Source organism: Oleiphilus sp. HI0079 (genome assembly GCF_001635105.1).
The window spans coordinates 1-877 of the sequence record NZ_LWFT01000354.1 but is presented as its reverse complement, the minus strand read 5'-3'; the positions used below and the strand labels follow the sequence as shown (position 1 = coordinate 877).

The following is an 877-nucleotide window of genomic DNA, read 5'->3' as shown; positions in this document are numbered from 1 at the left end:
TATGGGCACTGTTGTTTTTCCAGAGGCGCCATTCAAAGTATTTCTTACAGCCTCTGCTCAAGCGCGAGCAGAGCGCAGGCACCAACAGTTGAAGGCTCAGGGGGAAGATGTTAAAATCGCGACCCTTTTGCAAGAGATCGAAGCGCGTGATGCGCGTGATATGGGTCGAAAAGCCGCGCCACTAAAGGCCGCAGACGACGCAATCATAATAGACACGACAGAGTTTTCGATCGAGCAAGTGTTGGAAAAAGTCCTATCGTTGGTCCATCCACAATAAGTCTTGTTCCTCTTTATAGTTTTTTACGCTAATGGCAGCGAAGGTCGGCCAGTGATTTGTCGTTAGCTTATTTAATCAGACCGTACTAACTGGTGGTATGGAGAATCTAACAGGAAATGTAATGAGCGAGAGCTTTGCTGATTTATTTGAAGAAAGCCTAAAAGAAATCGATATGACCCCAGGGTCGATCGTAAAGGGCGTAGTTGTAGACATCGATAGTGATTGGGTTACAGTCAACGCGGGCTTGAAATCTGAGGGTGTTATCCCTCTTTCACAGTTTGTTAACGAAGCGGGTGATATCGAACTTGCTGTCGGTGACACTGTAGACGTAGCACTTGATGCTGTTGAAAACGGTTTTGGCGAGACTCAGCTTTCTCGTGAAAAAGCGAAGCGTGCTGAAGCTCGGAAAGAACTTGAAAAAGCATTCGAAGCTCAAGAAATCGTTAAAGGTATTATTAACGGCAAAGTTAAAGGCGGCTTCACAGTTGACCTTAAATCTGTTCGCGCATTCCTACCTGGTTCTCTCGTTGACGTACGTCCAGTGCGTGATACGTTACACCTCGAAGGCAAAGAGCTTGAATTTAAAGTAATCAAGCTTGA

Annotated in this window: 2 protein-coding genes; both read left to right on the top strand. The window is 45.7% G+C overall.

Annotation, left to right across the window (positions count from 1 at the left end; translation table 11 throughout):
- Positions 1-277 (top strand): d(CMP) kinase (locus A3750_RS04770; protein ID WP_068548057.1); only part of this gene is annotated, 277 nt, incomplete at its 5' end.
- Between the two features lie 121 nt (positions 278-398).
- Positions 399-877 (top strand): S1 RNA-binding domain-containing protein (locus tag A3750_RS04765; protein WP_156498408.1); only part of this gene is annotated, 479 nt, incomplete at its 3' end.